Here is an 18,538-nt window from a genome sequence, read left to right as displayed (position 1 = left end):
CATATTAACGCCATTAATTGGGGTTGAGTATAAATATGTTTTGATTTTTCACAGGAATACTCTGATAAAGACATCTTAGCAATTTCAAAGGACACAAAGGTAAATTTTATTAACTCATTATCACATATAAACTGAACATGGGATCACCCTATTATTTTGGTAATACATAATATGTGATCCCATAATACTTAACATGATTTCTACAGAGCCCTACTTTTAATATTATATTTCTATAATTATAAAAGTTTTTTTATATTTTTTAAAAATAATTTCATAAAAATGATAATTTCATTCTTAGTTATTGTACAGTAAAATATTTTCTTGTATAAACGAAATATAATTATATTTTATTTATTATCATATCTACTAAAAAATGTTTTATAATCCTATATAACTTAAATTTATTCTTTTTAAATTTAATAAGGCAAGTATATTTTTTAATATTTTAATAAGGAAACTGTATTTTTTAATATTTTAATAAGCGATTTATATATGCAAGGATGGTTCATGATTGATAAATTTTCCATGTTGTTTATTTTTTTCTGTTTTTATGGGTCTTGTTTTTTTAATTAAAATTTTTTGGCAGTTATAATATATAAAAAACACGTAAAAAATTTAATCCAATAATATTTCAAATGTTTTGTTGTTTACAGTTTCAAAAAATTCTAAATAAAAAAATCCCTAACCATGATCTCCTTGTTTATTTATATATTATTTATTTTCATTTTAATTATTCATAATAACTATTAGAATTAAAAATATTTATAAGACTAAAAAAGAATATAATAATTGTTATATTACTAATTCAATATTATATTATAATAATAAATTTAATATTTTATTTGATAGTATATTTTGATAGTGTATTTTAATGAATAAATTTAATATTATGTTTAATTAGAAATTTTTGATAAATAACTATATTAAATTTAAGTTGATGAAATAATATTTTGGAATATTCTAATTAATATCCTATGGAGAATAACTATTCATTTGACTTAAATAATGGAGAATTATATTATGGAAAAAGGAACCGATGTATTAAAAGAAGGCTTCGCTAAAATGACTAAAGGTGGAGTTATAATGGATGTAGTTAATGCTGAACAAGCTGCAATAGCTGAAGATGCTGGGGCAGTTGCTGTAATGGCATTAGAAAAAGTTCCTGCAGATATTAGGTCTGCTGGAGGAGTTGCAAGAATGGCTGATCCTAATAAGGTTCAAGAAATTCTTGATGTTGTTTCTATTCCAGTCATGGCAAAGGCAAGAATTGGTCATATAGCTGAAGCTCAGATTTTAGAAACATTAGGTGTAGATATGATAGATGAAAGTGAAGTACTTACACCTGCTGATGAAGAATATCACATTAACAAGAAAGAATTTACAATACCTTTTGTATGTGGTGCAAGAAATTTAGGGGAAGCTTTGCGTAGGATTGATGAAGGTGCTGCCATGATTCGTACTAAAGGTGAACCTGGAACAGGAAATATTGTAGAAGCTGTTCGTCATATGAGGAGAGTTATGGGAGAAATCCGTGAAATAAGGGATAAAGAGGAAGAAGAACTTCGTAACTTTGCTAGATTCATTGAAGCTCCATTTGAACTTGTAAAAGCTACATCTGAAATTGGAAAATTGCCAGTTGTTAATTTTGCTGCTGGGGGAATAGCTACTCCTGCTGATGCATCTCTTATGATGCAATTAGGCTCAGATGGTGTTTTTGTAGGCTCTGGAATATTCAAATCAAAAAACCCAGAAATGTTTGCAAAAGCTATTGTTGAAGCAACCGCTAACTATGATAAGCCAGAAGTTCTTGCAGAAGTTTCTAAAGGTTTAGGTGAGGCTATGAAAGGTTTAGAAATATCTGAAATTTCTGATGCAGAGCGTATGCAAGATAGAGGTTGGTAAATATAGTTTTTTATTAATTTTTTGGTTTTGTAGAAACCATTATTTTTTACACTTTAAATTTTTACTTTGTGAAATTAAATTGTGAATTTAGTTCTTTAAATTCACAATAAAGCATTTTTAATAATATATTTTTTATAAATATATTTCTTAAAGGGTTTCTACAAAGCTTTTTTTTTTATTTGGATTTTTTTTATAATGGTACTGTGAATCAATTATAATTAATCACAATTAATCACAATTAATAAAAGATAATTAAGTAATTAAATATTCATAGATAATTTATATATTTATTTTAAAAACTGAGTCTTGGCCAAAAGTCATTTTTAAAGAAAAAATTTTTTAAATTAAGGTGATCTAATTGATTAATGAGGTTAAAACTATTCATGATTTAATAGAATATCAAAAACAGGCTGTTGTAAGTAAAGAAATAATTAGAAAAGAAACTGGAACAGTAACAATATTTGCATTTGATGAAGGAGAAGGATTAAGTACTCACAGTGCTCCATTTGATGCAATGGTTCAAATTATAGATGGTGAAGCCAAAATAACTATTTCTGAAAAGGAAAACATTGTTAAAAAGGATCAAATGATTATTATGCCTGCTAATGAACCTCATAGTTTAATGGCTATAAAACCTTTTAAAATGATTTTAATCTTAATTAAATCAGAAAAATAAATAAAAATAGCTATTTATTATATTTACTTTATATATTTTTATTTACTTTATAGATTTTTATTTAATTTATATACTTTTTATTTACTTTATAGATTTTTATTTACTTTATATACTTTTATTTACTTTATAGATTTTTATTAAAAGAATTATCTTTATAAGAATAATAAGAATTATTCGAACTTTTAAAGCGACAAAATTACCAGAATATTATTATAATGAATTTTCTTCATTTAATTTCTTTTGAACCAATTCATAGCCCAATTCACTTAGTTCGTACTTTTTTATTTTTCCACTAGTTGTTAATGGGAATTCTTCAACGAAAAAAACGTGTTTAGGGACTTTGTATCTAGCTATTTGGTTTATTGCATAATCGCGAATATCTTCTTCTGTTAAATCAGAATTTTCTTCTTTTATAATGAAAGCTCCAACAATTTCCCCATACTTTTCATCTTTAATACCAGCTATTTGAGCATCTTTTACTCCATCGATTGTGAATAGGAATTCTTCGATTTCTCGAGGATATATATTTTCCCCACCTCTAATAATCATATCTTTTATACGTCCAACTATGGTATAATACCCATCTTCATCAACTGTAGCTAAATCTCCGCTGTGTAGCCAACCTTCTTCATCAATAACTTCTTTTGTTTTATCTGGCATCTTATAATAACCTTTCATTACATTGTAACCACGACAACATATTTCTCCAGTTTCTCCAGGTTTCAGTGGTTTATTGGTCTCAGGGTCTACAATCCTAACTTCAACATCATCATATCTTCTTCCTACAGTGTTAGCTTTTCTCTCTAATGTATCATCGGCACTTGTTTGTGTCATGCCTGGAGAAGATTCTGTGAGTCCATAAACACTTGTTATTTCTTTCATATTCATTTTTTCCATGACTTCTTTCATTGTTTCAATAGGGCATGTTGATCCTGCCATGATTCCGGTTCTAAGTGATGAAACATCAAACATATCAAACATAGGGTGTGATAGTTCTGATATAAACATAGTTGGAACTCCATGAATAGCTGTACATCTTTCTTTTTGAACAGCTGAAATAGCTAGTAGTGGATCGAATTCTTCAAGCATTACTATTGTTGCACCATGGGTTAATACAGAGAGAACTCCTAAAACAATACCAAAACAATGGAATAATGGCACTGGAATACATAATCGATCTTCTTCTGTTAATTTCATTCGTTCTCCAATAGAGTGGCCATTATTTAAAATGTTTCTATGAGTTAGCATAACACCTTTTGGAAATCCTGTGGTTCCTGAGGTATATTGCATATTTATTACATCTTCATTTGTTAAAGATGATTTAATTTTGTTTAACTCACTCTCAGTTTGGTGATTACCGAGTAACATTAGTTCATTGGTATTGTACATTCCTCTATGCTTTTCTTGACCGATATATATGATATTTTTAAGAAAAGGATACTTTTCACTTTTTAAACTTCCTCTTTTGCATGTTTTTAGTTCAGGAATTATGTCATAAAGAATTTTCACATAATTAATATCTCTAAAACCATCAATAATAGCTAATGCTTTCATATCTGATTGTTCTAATATATAATCCAATTCATGATCTCTATAAGCAGTATTGACTGTTACAAGTACAGCTCCTATTTTAGCTGTTGCAAACATAAATGTTAACCAGTCTGGAACATTTTTGGCCCAAATCCCTATATGATCTCCTTTTTCTATCCCTATTGAAATCAGGCCTTTTGCTAACATATTGACTCTATTATTGAATTCATTGTAAGTAAATCTTAAATCTCGATCAGGATATATTAAGAACTCCCTGTCGCCCTGTTCTTTGACTTGTTGTTCAAAGAATTCTCCTAATGTAGTTTCTGTGAAAACCATAAATATTACCATTTTATAGTGTATTTTTTATCTTTTTCTGCTTATTTAGTTATTAATTCATTATTATTCTTTATTTTTTAACTTTTTTATTTTTATTTTTATTTTTTAAAAAAACTGCAGTATTATAATATTATTCTTCGTCACAAGTGTGTTTTCTCAGCTTTTCTTTAATTTCTTCAGGAATTGGTTTTGATTTTTGTTCAATAAAGTCATAATGGACGATTACAGCTTTTCCTTTAGATTTTAATTTACCTTTTTGCCAAGCTTCATGACCCACAGTAAATGAAGAAGTTCCTATTTTATCAATAAAAGTCCTAATTTCAACATCAAAACCATAATACATCTGATCAATAAAGTCAAATTCAGTTCTAACCATTATAAGTTTCCATTTTTCATAGCTAGTATCTAAATCAGGAGTGAAAATTCTAAATATTTCATTTCTCCCGGTTTCAAACCAATCACCAACCACTGTATTGGTCACATGTTTTAATGAATCAATATCTCCAAATCTTGGGGTAACAGTTATTTTGAACATAATATCCTCTTTATCTTATATTTATATATATTCTATCATATTAAATCATAAAATTAATCATATGTATAAAGAAATATTTAATGATTTTGTAATGGAAAGAAATATCTTTTTAAAAAATTAGGAAGAATATAGAAATCTTACTAAAGTGATTATTTTAACCTCAATAATATTTCATATTAGATCTCAATACTATTATTGATCTACAATTGATCTAAAAAGTAAAAAAAGTAAAAAACGAGTTATTTTGAATATTATAATAATAAAAATAGTAGTAATAATAAAAATAAGATTAAATAGCTATTGTTTAATTAAACAGGTGTATGAACAACAGCTAAAATTTTGGATTTTTCATTATTATAAGAGTGTAAATGATGAGGAATTATTGAATCATAATATATACTATCTCCTTTTTTAACAATATAGCTATCTTGCCCATATTTCAATTCAATAGCTCCTTCTAGGACGTATATAAATTCTTCTCCTTCATGGGAGGATAATTCAAATTCTCCATTGTTAGTATGAACATCTATTATAAAAGGTTCCATATGCCTATCATATTTTCCAGCACCTAATGAATGAAATTCTAAAGCACTAACATCAGTTTGCTTTTCTTCACCAGAAAAATAAACAACTTTATCACTTTTACCTTCTTTCACTAAAATAGGGCCTGTTTGTGGAGCGTCATCAAGAAGGGTTCCAAGTCTAACTCCAAGTGATCTAGCTATTTTTGTCAATGGAGTTAATGATGGTACAACTTTCCCTTTTTCAATATCGCTTATGAGGTCTAAACTTACATTACTTTCTTCAGCTAATGTTTTAGTAGTCATATCTCTTGATTCTCTTAAATTTTGTATTTTAGCTCCAACTTCATTTTTTTCAGACATTTTATATCATCTCTAATAATTATGGATTGGTTTTTGTATTATTTTAATTGGATATTTAATTGATTGGTTTTTGTATTATTTTAATTGGATATTTAATTGATTGGTTTTTGTATTATTTTAATTGGATACATTATTTTGCATGAAAATATTAGTTAAATTATCAATTGTAGAGTTAGTAGAATTAGTTTTATTAGTTTTATTAGTTTCATTGGTTGTATTATTTACTATATTTACTTGATTAATCGTCAATGGTACGAATTTTTCTTCACCTACAGTAACTAACTTAGTAGTCTCATTATTTGTCATGTTAAACAGATTTAAAATTGATTCTCCATCAGTAACAGAAGCTACTACATTACTTGTTCCAAATGCTATAATAGCTATTAAGAATATAACAAGGAGATTGCCTTTTTTGATAGGATTCAAATTACCACCTTCATGTAAATTAATCATGTCTTAATTTTCTTTCTATTTTCATTAATATATCTACAATAGTTAATAATTTTTTTATTTTTCTATATCATTTATAATAAAATGAATTATTAGTTTTCTATATTTTTAGCTAATGAGCTATTAGTTTTTTCTCTTATATTATTCTTTATATTTGTCATATTATATTATTAATTACTTTATATTAATTAGATTATTATTTATTATTTTTTAATTCATATTCTAAATTATTATTTTGATTATTATTTTAATTTTTATTTCGATTCTTATTTCAAGATAAATATTAATTTAAAGTTCGATTTTCATTATAATGTTATTTTATTTTGATTTTAAATAATATTGAGATTATTGATATATTTTTTAATCATGTTTATCTTATTACAATTTCTACTTCTTAGTTAATTATTAATATATTATATTTACTAAAAACTATTAATTTATATGGATGACATTTTAAAAGGTATTCTATTTACTAGTCTTCATTAAATAATTTTCATTATAATAGCTATTTATTTTTAATATAAATCTTTTAAATCAATTATTATGTTAAATAAAACTTATTTAATCTTTTTTAGTTTTCTATTGTTCATAATAATTTATTTGAATATTACCATAACATTTATATGTGATGTTAGATAATCTTAATATATCGGAATAAGGTTTCCGACTTCCGGCACTAATGTGATAAAAAAATGTAAGATATAAAATTAGATATAAAATCATGATGTTAAATTTGGAGAAATATAATAAAATAGCTGATTAAAATTTTTTTAAATTAAATAGCATGATATAATTAATGTTTTTTAATTAAATAAAATTTTGAAATTTAATATAATGCAATAAAAATGAATAATAATGAAAAAATAGTTACCTATATAAATGTCAATGTAATTGTGATATATGATTGATATTTTTTTCTATTAACTAGTTAAATGAATATTAAAAACCTCTTCTTAGCTATTTTCAGAAATTATCTGATTTTTATTTATTATATTAAATAATCACTATAAGTACACAATTTTAAATTAAGAATATTATTGATTTCTAATTTAATTTGAGATTTTTGACATCACTTAGAGTTGTATAAATCGATTATATAAACCAATTCGAATTAATAAATATAAAATATAATTGAATATTAATTTAGATTATATTTAATTTAGATGAGATTAATTTAATATCAATTTAATAAATTAATCATGATTCTGTTTAGATTTTAATTTAGATTAAGTTCATTTCATTCGGATAAGTTGGTAGATTTTAAAAATAATTACAAAAAAATTTAAGAGAAAAGATATTTATGGTGGAAAGTTTATTGAACTCAGGAGACACTGCTTGGGTACTCATTTCAACTGTTTTAGTACTTCTAATGAGTATTCCGGGTATTGCCTTTTTTTACGGTGGATTAGCTAAAAAGAAAAATGTTTTAAATACTATGTTTTTAACTTTAATTGCATTTGCAGTTGTAAGTATAATCTGGGTAATTTATGGTTATCCATTTGCATTTGGGGAGACAATTAATGGTTTGATTGGATATCCAACTAATCTTTTAATGACAGGTTTGGGTATAGACTCATTGAGTGGATCAATCCCATCTTTAGCATTTGTTGCCTTTCAACTAACATTTGCGGGACTGACTGCAGCACTTATTTCAGGAGCTGTTATCGGAAGAATGAAATTCTCTGCTTGGTTCGCTTTTATTATAATATGGATTTCAGTAGTTTATATTCCTATCGCCCACTGGGTATGGGGTGGTGGATGGTTAATGCAATTAGGAGCTCTTGATTTTGCAGGTGGAACAGTTGTTCACATTTCTTCTGGTGTTTCTGCATTGGCTTTAGTACTTCTACTTGGTGCTAGGAAAGACAAAGCCCTCTTACCTCATAACTTAGGTTATTCTGTACTTGGTGCAGCATTCCTATGGTTTGGATGGATGGGATTCAATGGAGGATCTGCTTTATCTGCAGGAGGACTTGCTTCCTCAGCACTCTTAGTAAGTAACATTGCAGCAGCTGCAGGTCTTGTTGCATGGGTATGTATTGACACTATAAAAGAAGGAAAACCAACAGTTCTTGGTGCGATTTCTGGTGCAATAGCTGGACTTGTGGGTATAACTCCTGCAGCAGGATTTGTTGATGTTGGAGGAGCATTAGTTATTGGTATAGGAGCTTCAATTGTCTCTTACTTAGCTATTACATATCTTAAACCAAAACTTGGATATGATGATGCATTAGATGTATTTGGAATTCATGGTATCTCTGGTATGTGGGGAGCAATAGCTACTGGTATATTTGCAATACCAGCTATAGGTGGAGTTGCAGGCTTACTAACTGGTAACCCATCTCAAATTGTAATCCAACTAGTTGCTGTTATAGCTACAATAGTTTATGCATTTGTAATAACAATAATAATTGCAAAAATCATTGATTGGACAATTGGCCTTAGAGTAAGTGATAAAGACGAACTCGAAGGTTTGGATACCCATCTTCATGAAGAATCTGGATATAGATTATAAGTATGATGTAATGAATCTGGATATAGATTATAAGTATGATGTAATGAATCTGGATATGGATTATAAGTATGATGTAATGAATCTGGATATGGATTATAAGTATGATGTAATGAATCTGGATATGGATTATAAGTATGATGTAATGAATCTGGATATGGATTATAAGTATGATGTAATGAATCTGGATATGGATTATAAGTATGATGTAATGAATCTGGATATGGATTATAAGTATGATGTAATGAATCTGGATATGGATTATAAGTATGATGTAATGAATCTGGATATGGATTATAAGTATGATGTAATTAATGAATCTGGATATGGATTATAAGTATGATGATAAAAAATATTAAAAATAAGATATTTAAAATCTTTAAAAAATTTACATCCATTGATAGAAATGCATTTAAGGACAGATATTTATAATCTTTAAATGTAAATATAAATATAAATTAATGAAGATTGGAAATGAATGTATTGAAACTATTAAATATCAACAGATAAGGAGATTTATTATGAAAAAAGTGGTAGCAATAATTCGGCAAGAAAAATTTGAAGATGTTAAAAGAGCACTTGTAGCTATTGGCTGTGACGGCATGAATGTAGCTGAAGTTAAAGGCCGAGGGCGACAATTTGGTGTAAAAGAATCTTATAGGGGATCAAACTACTGTATTGACCTTATTCCAAAAACAAGAATTGAAATTGTTGTCAATGATGAAAATCTTGAACCTGTCTTAGATTGTATTATAGATAGTGCAAAAACAGGAGAAATAGGGGATGGAAAAATATTTATTTCAACAGTTGATGAAAGTATAAGAATAAGAACTGGAGAAAGAGGTAGAGAGGCAGTTTAATTAATATTGACTGTAATATTTACTTTTTTATTTCCCATTTTTTATTTATACTAATTATTTTTTTTCTTTAGTATAGTTATATATTTTTAGTCGTGTTTCTATTTTTTTTTTATCTTATGAAGACGAGAAATAATTATTATTCACAAAGTTTTATTTTTAATATTATGGTTTTAAATGTAATATAAATTTATATTAATTCTTAATTTATTAAAATTAAATATTTTATACTATAGTATTGGACAAAACTTCTCAAAATTATAATATTTTTAAATATTCATTTTAATCATTATTTATTATAAATAAAAGAATTTTATATAGTATTGGACAAAACTTCTCAAAATTATAATATTTTTAAATATTCATTTTAATCATTATTTATTATAAATAAAAGAATTTTAACGATTATAGTATTTTTCCAAACTTTTTTGACATGGACAAAACAATAATGGAAAATATTTTTTTCCATTTTGTAAGTATTTATTCATGTTTTTAAAGGTTTTTAGAGCTTTTTTCCAAACTCAATTCTAATGATCGAATGTTAGATAAGTCACGAGAAGTACTATAACAATTTAATATTATTTTTAAATCAAATGTTTAGGACTATATCATGTGATTTTTTAATATTTTAATATTTTTCTCAAATATCATTGTTCTAAATTACTTATGAAAAATAAATAGGGTCATGATTTATTTTAAATCTCTCATATCAAACCAATTTTTCATAAGGTCCCATGGAAATATTGCAACACCATTTGCTCCACCATCTATTGCTGCTTTACAATTTTCTTTGAGTTGATTCGCAGATAAAGGTGTTTCATTAGTATCACTTTCATAATTCTGAATTCCCATACATACATTGGCCCAAATTGAAGTGAGCTTAAAATATGTTGCTGTTTCACGGATCCAATTGGAGTCCTGCCCATAATTACCAGAATAAGCCATAGGTATAACAACATCAACATATTGTGATAGAGTCCCAACATCTTGACCATAATATTTTGTATCTTCCTTTTCAGGCATAACAGTAATAGATAATGTCAAGTCTTTATTTTTAAGATTATCACTAACCATAGACACGAATTTTGAAATAGCACTATGGGAGTTTACTTCATTTGAATAATCATATTTATAAGCATTACCAGGATATCTAATATAATCTAATTGGATACCTGAAACTCCAGGAATTTCTGCTAATTTTTCAATTGCACTGATTTTTTCATTGAAGAATGGATAATTAATTTTTTTCTCTTTGGTGTTAATGGGATTAATCCATTTTCCATTATCATAAAAACATTGAACCCAAATATGAACTTTAATATTTTTAGAGTTGGCTTTTTTTATCCATTCAGTAACATTTTTTTCTCCAAATCTGTCCACTGCATTTGAATGTAAGAATATATTTTCAATACCATATTTAGACAAAGTATCTAAGTCAACATCGTTCATATTCTTTCCTTTAACCCAAATACCATTTTGAATATTATCTTTAGTCATCAAATTCAAAGCAACAGCACTTACTAAAATAATAATGAAAGAAATTATTAAGATTATAGCTATTTGCTTTTTAGTAAATTTTTTCATTATTCTTCTTCCTATAATCCTTTGTATTAATAATCTAATTTCTATATCTTGATTCTTATTATATTAATGTATTTGTTAGATTGAATTTTTTATTATCTCATTGATTTAGGTAGTTTTTTATTTAGATAGTTATTATATTTTGAATATTTTTCATGTAGTTGTTTTTGTTTTGTTGTTTTTGTTTCTAATTATATAATCTTATAATAAGGTTTGTCAAGACAAGATTTGCAAAGAATTTTACCTTCAATTATTTCCTGTTTTCCATCCATTATGCGTTCATTACACACTGAACAGATAGCCTTATCTCTTGGTTTTCCTGGTAATTCATTTTCATCTATATCCACTTCAACTTCTTGGATTTTAAATAAATCTTTCCCTAGCGTATTTGCGTATCTTTCAATTTTCTCTTCAGTAGTTTCTTCTATAGGGTTAAAATTATCATCTTCCTTATCACTTATTCTAATAGCTTTACCTGTGGATATGTCATAAAAAGTAGCTGCAAATTTACCATAATTGTTTAACTTTAATGATCTTCTTCCAAGAGAGCATCCTGTAACAGCTTGAACTGCATCAGACATGCACCTATCAATTTCTAGAAAAACCATTAAGTTCTTATTTTTTTTATTTACATCCATACCTAATTGTTCTAGACCATACATTGCAAGTTTGGTCCCTGATATAATACCTCCACATATATCGCCATGAAATTTTCCAGCTTTTTCCAGTTGTTCCTTGTATAAATCAGCCAAACTATCATCCTCATATCTATTTATTTATATTCATTTAATTAGTTTAGTTATATTCTTTAATTAGTTTATTTATATTCATTTAATTAGTTTAGTTATATTCATTTAATTAGTTTAGTTATATTCATTTAATTAGTTTTAATTTATACATATATATTAATTTCATATGATATTAAGCTTATTACTTTGTAAGTCTTTAGCTTAATTTTATTAACAATCAAGACCATAAGTATTATATGTATAATTAAGTAAGGAATATTAAATTAATTATTATCTAGATGCTAGCTATTTTGATTATTTATAAATTAATTAATTAGATAGTTAATCAATATTTTAATTAATTTATAAAATGATATTGATCATGTGATTTTTAAATGATAGTTTTAGTTAAAAAAAAGAGGACTTGGGAATTTTATCCAATTGGAAGTCCTAAAGGAGTATTAAATACAAAAAGATCTCCTAAGTTTCTAGGTGTTCTTAAATTTAATGAAATTTCTGATGGAATATCTATTAATAAGTTCATAGCTAAGTATGAAAATGAAGAAAAGTTACTTCCTCCTTCTGAAGCTATTAAACTTTTTAAAAGCCAAGTTGTTTTTTTGACTTCTAGAGATGAAAAGATGGAGGAATTTTTAAAATCATTAGGTGTTGAAGTTAGATTCACGCGAATATGCACTCACTGCACTCTAGAGGGGGATATTACCATAATAAACTCTAACTTCAGTTATAGCTATCATAATCAAAATATCTGTAAGCTTTGCGCTGAGGATGTAATAAAAAGAGAATTGAAACTACGTGGATTTGATAAAAGATCATATAAAAATTTTAAAAGGATATTGAATGAAACAGGAAATCTTAATAAAGTTTTATCTGTGATGGATCCTAAATTTGATCCTTTAGCTAATTCAAAATTAACATTATTTGATAGAATCGAAGTAAAGGATGATAAAAAAATTCCTAAAATAGCTTTAAATCGTCTTAAAATTCCACAAAAGTTTAAACAAGTTCTTTTAGATGAAAATAACAAATATTTATTACCTGTTCAATATTTAGCTATTAAAGAAGGATTGCTTAGAGGCGAAAATCTTCTTGTGGTCTCTGCTACTGCAAGTGGAAAAACTTTAATTGGTGAGTTAGCAGGAATTCCTCAAGCACTTAAAGGTAAAAAGTTCATATTTTTAACTCCTCTTGTTGCATTGGCTAATCAGAAATATAGAGATTTTAAAAAAAGATATGAACCACTTGGACTTAAGGTAGCTATAAAAGTTGGAATGAATCGTATAAATGCTAAAGAAGAGCTAAAACTCCCGGATTCAAATGTAGCCAATAGTGATATAATAGTCGGCACTTATGAAGGAATCGACTTTCTTCTTAGATCTGGTAAATTTGATCTTCTAAAAGAGTTAGGGGTAGTATTAATCGATGAAATTCATACTCTAGATGATGAATTTAGAGGAGTCAGATTAAATGGCTTAATTAGGAGATTAGAAAATATTTTTCCTTCTACACAAATTATTGGCTTGTCTGCTACAGTTAAAAATCCTAAACAGTTGGCAAATAATTTCAACATGAAATTAGTTCGCTATAGTGAGCGTCCAGTTCCTTTGGAACGTTATCTTATTTTTGTAAGAAATGATCTTGAAAAGAGAAATCTAATTAGGAAACTAATTTTAAAAGAATTTCATACTAAATCCTCTAAGGGTTATGTTGGCCAAACCATAATATTTACTAATTCTAGGAGAAAAACTCACCAAATAGCTGATTATTTAACTCGAAAACGAATTAAAGCTTCACCTTATCATGCAGGGCTTTCTTATTTTAAGAAAGAAAAAATTGAGAAAGACTTTGCAAATAGTAAAATTTCTGCTGTGGTCACTACAGCAGCTCTGGCTGCAGGAGTTGATTTTCCAGCCTCTCAAGTGATATTTGAAACATTACTAATGGGAAATAAGTGGATTTCTCCAAATGAATTTTCACAAATGCTTGGAAGAGCAGGAAGACCTAGCTATCATGATAGGGGAGTTGTCTATCTATTACCTGAAATAGCTAATAAATTCGATAATGAAAGTGAGGAATCAGTAGCTATTTCTCTACTTGAAAGTGATGTTGAAAATGTCAACGTTGAATACTCTGAAGATGATCTTTTAGAACAGCTATTATCAGATATTTGTTCAAAATCATTAAAAGCCATTTCAGATATTCATGATTTTTATAAACGATTTCCTATTCCAATGGATCTAGAAAAAGCCATTGATGAAATTTATGATAGGAAATTGATAACTATTAATAATATTCAAAATAATAAAATAAGCCATAAAAATCCTAAAAATAAGAATTTAGCAATTGATAGTAAGGCTAATCTAAATGAAAATGAATTTATAACTTCTACAAAATATGGTAAAGCAGTATCAATGTCTTTTTTGACAATTGAAGAAGGAGACTTCATAAAAAAATCATTAAATAGGCCGTTATCTAATTCCTCATCATCTAAATCTTCGATTAAATCTGGAGACAAATGTTTAAAGAAATCAGTAGATAAAAAAGAAGATATGTATTCTAGGATTATTAACATAGCTATGGAATTAGAATATTTTGAAAATGCATATCTTTCTCCAGTGGTTCACAAACAAATTGTAAATGCTTTAAAAGCTAATTTTTCAACTAGATTATTCTCAGAATCCACGCTTGATATTATTTCTTCAGGAGATACAATAGGTAAATTGGATAAAAAATTCCAAGAGTCTCTTTTGAAGATACAAATTGATTTTTTAAGGTGTGAATGTAAAGATAAACCATTTTGTGATTGTCTTCAAAGAGGAATTTCTAAGTTTATCATAGATCAAAGACTAAAAAGGAATGATCCTTTAGATATTTCAAAAAAATTACTTAAGAATTATCAAATTCAAACATATCCTGGGGATGTTTTCAGTTGGCTTGATAAAATTGTGAGAAACCTAGAAGCAGTAAAAAGAATAGCTAATGCATATAATAATAAAAAAGCAGTTAATATAGCTAAAAAGCTAATTAATGAGATTGAAAAAGGATAATGGGGAATTATTATTAAAAATTAAAGATGATGTTTCAATATAAATAAGTTAATAAAATTAAAATATAATGGTAGAATATGAATAATCTAATAAAATTAAAATATAAGGGAAGAATAAAAATAATCTAATAAAATTAAAATATGATGGTAGAATATGAATAATCTAATAAAATTAAAATATAAGGGAAGAATATGAATAAAGAATAAAAAATAAGTATGTATAAAGGATTTGTAGAAAACCAGTATTATTTGAGAGTACTAAATTAATTAGATATAAAACTGATTTTCAAATCCTATTTATACTTTAAATATCGATTTAAGCTATAAAATTAACCATTTATTTAATAGCTTTTTTACTAACTTCAAGTGTTTAATCTTATGTTTCTGACTTGTCACTGTTTATTTGGCACTGAAATCTAAAACAACATGAATAATTATAGTTAGTGCATACATATATGCATTCAATATTTTATGAAAACTAGTTTATAAATCTATTGTAAAATTATCTTAATATTGTTGAATATTTTTTAATTTAAATATTCTTCACATAAAAAGTTAACTTTCATATTTAAATTAAATTTTTTAGTAAAAGAATCAAGCTGAGCTGCCTCTTTAATAGCTATTTTGTAAATCACTTTATCTGTGTATTTTTTATTTAAGATACGAATATTATAATTTCTAATTTCATTATCAATATCTTTTACATTATTGTAATCAAAAATAATTTTATAAATTTTATAAATATCCATTTCAACAATTTCAGCAATAGCTATGGTTTCAATAGTTGATTTACTATAAGCTCTCACTAATCCACCAGCTCCAAGTTTTATTCCACCAAAATATCTTGTTACAATAGCTACAATATTTTCTAATTCATTTTTTTTCAAGGCATTTAATATAGGTCTTCCTGCAGTTCCACCAGGTTCTCCATCATCGTCATAACCTTCTGAGTCTTGGGTTAGGTAAGCAGAACAATTATGGGTAGCATCAGCATACTTGTTAGCTATTCTTTGGATGATTTTCTTAGCTTCGTGGGAATCTCTTGCTGGAAATATTCTACAAATAAATCGTGATTTTTTAATATTTATTTCAGCTTCAAATTCTTTAGCTATTGTTTTCATTTTATCACTATATCATGTATTCTTTACTTTTATTATATATTTTCCTTCTAAATATTCTTTTCATAATAAATCAATCTTTTGATTTCAATAGCTAAAATTGAAAAATTTTAATCTCTTTTCTATTATTTTATAGTTACTATGAAAGTTTTATAGTTACTATGAAAGGAATCTATGTTTTTGATTTTATTGTTTATTTTTTATTCGTGATATATTGTAAACAAAATTCCAATTTTTAAAAATTTCAATTTTTGCAGTGGAATAAGTCAGAAAAAAGAAAATTATAAATAAAATTAAATCATATATTAGAAATAATATGTATAAGTAAGTATCAGTTTTTACTAATAGTTTGTTAATTAGAATCTGATTACTACTATTAATCATGATTTCTTATTTAAGATTGTTTTATTTTTAATGTGTATAAGGTTTGTAGAACAATAGTAGGTTTTATTTAATCATTATATTTGTCATATAGGTGATATTTTGAGTGAAAGTAGATTAGCTAAAATAGTTGTTATATGTATAATAGCTATTTTTGCTTTTGGAATAAGTAATGGTTTAGCTTTATTAACTGGAGATGTTTTAGGATTAGATATTTTCAATTTGACTAATGATTCTAATATATCTTCGAATATTTCTGATTTTAACATGACAAATAGTGATTCTAATCAACATAATAATGTAGTTTACAATAATCATTCTAATAATGATTCAACCCCAACACCTCAGCCTGAACCAGATCCTCAGCCTGAACCTGAACCAGATCCTGAACCAACTAATGAAACAGAATGATCATTTCAATGAAATAAAAAACATACATTTTTATATCAAAGTAAGAGGTCTGTGCAATACATATTTTAGTCATGAAAAAACGAGAGTTAGGTTAATGAAGAGAGCTATTGGATACTAGTACCAAAGAGTATGAAATGTTATTTGGAATTGGTAAAAAACGTTTTTATAGAGTATCTAATAATTTTTCGATATCTAATAGAACTGAGCTAATAGCTAAATTGAATAATTGTTTTCCATAGGTGGTATCAAGGTATACACCATGATTTTCAATTTCATATGCTCCAGTTTCAATATTGGGGTCCTGTTTTCTCGCTTCTGTGAATTTTGATAGGCCTACTTCACCAAATTCTTTTAAATTTGTTTGATTAATTACTTCATCTTCATCTAATATTCCAAGGATTTTTCCCATTGAAATTTCTCCAGAACCTCCATGAGGACCTTCACTTTCAATGATTTTATTGTTAAAAATTATATCTAATTGAGTTTCACTTTCAATAGTATCTAGATAAGTAACTAATGGGACATTTCCCCCATGAGCATTGACTATAATAATTTTTTCAATATCTAAATATTTTTTTGCAGATTTTAATGTTTTAGTTATGTTTTCAACCACTTCTTCAAGAGGATAGTGAATGCCGTGTTTAATTTCAGGTATTTCATAGGCAGGATAAATGATTCCAAGAAATTTAGCACCACTTTCAATTGATGATTCTAATGCAATGTATGCAGCTATTTTTGCATCAGTATCAATAGGTAAAGCAGGACCATGATTTTCTAAATGGGAACCTAATGCGATTATCCCAATCTTATGAACTTTTGGATCAAAAATATTTCCTGCATCATATCTCAATTTTACCATTTTATCACTTCATTTAAATACTATTCATAAGTTTAGCTATTTAAAACACTGTTCATAGTTAAATTTCAAGATTCCAAATGTTATCTCCAATATGATGAATGGTTTTAATAGCTTTCCCCTCTGTCTTTTCAACCATTTCTTTTCCTCTTATTAAACTGATTCCAATAGCTAATGGCTTCCTATGAGTTTCTTCTATGATTAAAACAACATCCTGAGGAATAATGTTTTCATCAGCATCTACAATTCCAGGACTCATTATATCTGCACCATTTGTTACAAATTTAACCGCCCCCATATCAACCACAACTTTTTTTCCGCCCATGTCATTAGCTAAAGCCGCTTTTATTGTGGGATATGGCTTATTATTAATTAAAATTATATAAGGTTCTCCATTTACTAAAACAAATGGGGTAGGATCTGTTTCCAATAGCTCAACAGTAGCATCATTGGGGATTATAGATGCATATTCACCTAACTCTTTTTTAATTTCTTTTAATTTCTTTTTCTTTAAGTGATATCTTTTTCTAATTTTCAAAATCAGCACCTTTGAGGTTATTCATTTCTTTTTATTTAGCATTCCTTAATTTTAATTAGATTATTTTTTTCTATTTAATTTTTTAATTAGGTTATTTTTTTCTATTTAATTTTTTAATTAGGTTATTTTTTTCTATTTAATTTTTTAATTAGGTTATTTTTCTTATATTTAAT

16 protein-coding genes are annotated in these 18,538 nt (G+C 26.4%); 7 read left to right on the top strand and 9 right to left on the bottom strand.

The genetic code is table 11. The features are described from left to right. Positions 1–1,020 precede the first annotated feature (1,020 nt). Positions 1,021–1,902 (top strand): pyridoxal 5'-phosphate synthase lyase subunit PdxS, encoded by an 882-nt coding sequence (gene pdxS / locus MBCUT_RS07015; protein WP_067259976.1) that lies wholly within the window; start codon positions 1,021–1,023, stop codon positions 1,900–1,902. A gap of 361 nt (positions 1,903–2,263) precedes the next feature. After that, complete coding sequence (locus MBCUT_RS07010) at positions 2,264–2,578, top strand: cupin domain-containing protein (RefSeq protein WP_394327055.1); 315 nt, start codon at positions 2,264–2,266, stop codon at positions 2,576–2,578. Positions 2,579–2,788: 210 nt separating this feature from the next. Here the strand turns inward: MBCUT_RS07010 and MBCUT_RS07005 are convergent, their stop codons facing one another. From MBCUT_RS07005 to MBCUT_RS06990, 4 genes are all read right to left on the bottom strand, one after another. Further along, positions 2,789–4,447: an AMP-binding protein gene (locus tag MBCUT_RS07005; RefSeq protein ID WP_067259974.1), complete on the bottom strand. Its 1,659-nt coding sequence runs from the start codon at positions 4,445–4,447 to the stop codon at positions 2,789–2,791. Positions 4,448–4,577: 130 nt separating this feature from the next. Further along, the gene (locus tag MBCUT_RS07000) at positions 4,578–4,982 is read right to left on the bottom strand and encodes an acyl-CoA thioesterase (protein ID WP_067259973.1); all 405 of its coding nucleotides are present in this window, start codon (positions 4,980–4,982) and stop codon (positions 4,578–4,580) included. A gap of 308 nt (positions 4,983–5,290) precedes the next feature. Continuing rightward, complete coding sequence (locus MBCUT_RS06995; RefSeq protein ID WP_067259972.1) at positions 5,291–5,866, bottom strand: helix-turn-helix domain-containing protein; 576 nt, start codon at positions 5,864–5,866, stop codon at positions 5,291–5,293. A 117-nt stretch (positions 5,867–5,983) separates the two neighbouring features. Beyond that, positions 5,984–6,292 carry a hypothetical protein gene (locus tag MBCUT_RS06990; protein ID WP_067259971.1) on the bottom strand — a complete coding sequence of 103 codons (309 nt, stop codon included), beginning with the start codon at positions 6,290–6,292 and terminating at the stop codon, positions 5,984–5,986. Positions 6,293–7,616: 1,324 nt separating this feature from the next. On the opposite strand from MBCUT_RS06990, the gene MBCUT_RS06985 reads away from it, so the two are divergent. From MBCUT_RS06985 to MBCUT_RS06975, 3 genes are all read left to right on the top strand, one after another. Beyond that, on the top strand, positions 7,617–8,831 hold the full coding sequence (locus tag MBCUT_RS06985; protein ID WP_084270751.1) for an ammonium transporter: 1,215 nt from the start codon (positions 7,617–7,619) through the stop codon (positions 8,829–8,831). Next, positions 8,806–9,165, top strand: coding sequence for a hypothetical protein (locus tag MBCUT_RS06980; protein ID WP_067259970.1), 360 nt, complete (start codon positions 8,806–8,808; stop codon positions 9,163–9,165). The genes MBCUT_RS06985 and MBCUT_RS06980 overlap by 26 nt, the downstream gene beginning before the upstream one ends. A 184-nt stretch (positions 9,166–9,349) precedes the next feature. Beyond that, positions 9,350–9,688 (top strand): P-II family nitrogen regulator, encoded by a 339-nt coding sequence (locus MBCUT_RS06975; RefSeq protein ID WP_067259969.1) that lies wholly within the window; start codon positions 9,350–9,352, stop codon positions 9,686–9,688. A gap of 687 nt (positions 9,689–10,375) precedes the next feature. On the opposite strand, the gene MBCUT_RS06970 is transcribed toward MBCUT_RS06975, so the two are convergent. After that, positions 10,376–11,269: a putative glycoside hydrolase gene (locus MBCUT_RS06970; protein ID WP_067259968.1), complete on the bottom strand. Its 894-nt coding sequence runs from the start codon at positions 11,267–11,269 to the stop codon at positions 10,376–10,378. Positions 11,270–11,457: 188 nt separating this feature from the next. Beyond that, positions 11,458–12,018 (bottom strand): FmdE family protein, encoded by a 561-nt coding sequence (locus tag MBCUT_RS06965; RefSeq protein ID WP_067259967.1) that lies wholly within the window; start codon positions 12,016–12,018, stop codon positions 11,458–11,460. A gap of 371 nt (positions 12,019–12,389) precedes the next feature. On the opposite strand from MBCUT_RS06965, the gene MBCUT_RS06960 reads away from it, so the two are divergent. Continuing rightward, entirely contained in the window at positions 12,390–15,062 is a 2,673-nt protein-coding gene (locus MBCUT_RS06960; RefSeq protein ID WP_067259966.1) for a DUF5814 domain-containing protein, read from the top strand. Positions 15,063–15,588: 526 nt separating this feature from the next. Here the strand turns inward: MBCUT_RS06960 and MBCUT_RS06955 are convergent. Then, entirely contained in the window at positions 15,589–16,182 is a 594-nt protein-coding gene (locus MBCUT_RS06955) for a YigZ family protein (protein ID WP_067259965.1), read from the bottom strand. Between the two features lie 480 nt (positions 16,183–16,662). Here MBCUT_RS06955 and MBCUT_RS06950 point away from each other — a divergent pair, with 480 nt between their 5' ends. Then, positions 16,663–16,971: a hypothetical protein gene (locus MBCUT_RS06950; protein ID WP_067259964.1), complete on the top strand. Its 309-nt coding sequence runs from the start codon at positions 16,663–16,665 to the stop codon at positions 16,969–16,971. A gap of 163 nt (positions 16,972–17,134) precedes the next feature. Here the strand turns inward: MBCUT_RS06950 and arfB are convergent, their stop codons facing one another. Together arfB and MBCUT_RS06940 are read right to left on the bottom strand one after the other, a co-directional pair. Then, positions 17,135–17,830 (bottom strand): 2-amino-5-formylamino-6-ribosylaminopyrimidin-4(3H)-one 5'-monophosphate deformylase, encoded by a 696-nt coding sequence (gene arfB / locus MBCUT_RS06945; protein WP_067259963.1) that lies wholly within the window; start codon positions 17,828–17,830, stop codon positions 17,135–17,137. 58 nt (positions 17,831–17,888) lie between these two features. Continuing rightward, positions 17,889–18,365 (bottom strand): RNA-binding protein, encoded by a 477-nt coding sequence (locus tag MBCUT_RS06940; protein WP_067259962.1) that lies wholly within the window; start codon positions 18,363–18,365, stop codon positions 17,889–17,891. Positions 18,366–18,538: the final 173 nt, after the last annotated feature.

The sequence above is a fragment of the Methanobrevibacter cuticularis genome (assembly GCF_001639285.1).
GTDB lineage: Archaea > Methanobacteriota > Methanobacteria > Methanobacteriales > Methanobacteriaceae > Methanobaculum > Methanobaculum cuticulare.
Note: the sequence above shows the minus strand (reverse complement) of the source record. Positions and strands in the feature narration are given on the sequence as shown.